Source organism: Acidovorax sp. HMWF018, from assembly GCF_003061035.1.
GTDB lineage: Bacteria > Pseudomonadota > Gammaproteobacteria > Burkholderiales > Burkholderiaceae_C > Acidovorax > Acidovorax delafieldii.
On sequence record NZ_QAIM01000342.1, the window covers coordinates 11,195 to 11,959 of the forward strand.

Annotated in this window: 1 protein-coding gene; it reads right to left on the minus strand. The window is 70.1% G+C overall.

All coding sequences use genetic code 11. The features are described from left to right. Positions 1-741 (minus strand): tripartite tricarboxylate transporter substrate-binding protein (locus DBR23_RS12910; RefSeq protein ID WP_233250437.1); only part of this gene is annotated, 741 nt, incomplete at its 3' end. Positions 742-765 lie beyond the last annotated feature (24 nt).

Sequence of the window (765 nt, forward strand, 5' to 3'; positions counted from 1 at the left end):
GCCCGCCAGTGGCCCGCCGCTTTCGCGCACCGTGGGCACGTCGGGCAACTGCGGCGCCCGCTGCGCGCCCATCACAGCCAGCGGCCGCAGGGCCTTGGCGCCGATCTGTGGCATGAGACCACCCAGGATGTCGATCATCACGTCGATCTCGCCACCCCGCAGCGCCGTGATGACCGGCGGCGTGCCATTGAAAGGCACCACCTGCGCGTCGATGCCCGCCGTCGCCTTGAACAGCTCGGCCGCCAGGTTCTGTGTGGTGCCGATCTGTGGCGTGCCGATATTGAGCTTGCCCGGGTGGGCTCGCGCATAAGCCAGCAGCTCGGCCAGGGTGGCAAAACGCCCGCCTTCTTTCACCACCACGGCCAGATCAAACGTGGCCAGCAGCGAGACGGGCGCAAAGTCCTTGAGAGTGTCGAACGGCAGCGACTGGAACAGCGCGGCGCTCACCGCCGTGCCACTGCTCACCAGCAGCAGCGTGTGGCCGTCGGGCTCAGCCCGCGCTACCAGGTCTCCCGCCACCACGCCGCCTGCGCTGGGCTTGTTTTCGATGACCACGCTTTGCCCCAGCGGGCCGGCGATCTTCTGGCCCACGGTGCGCGCCGTGATGTCGGCCGCACCGCCCGCCGCATTGGGCACGACGATGCGCAGCGGGCGTGAGGGGAAAGCGGCCTGCGCGCTGGCCGCACCGCCGAACGACGCTGCCAGCCAGGCCAGAAGGGTTCTGCGGTGCACGGCTTGCATGGCGCGCGCTACCGTGCCACGCCC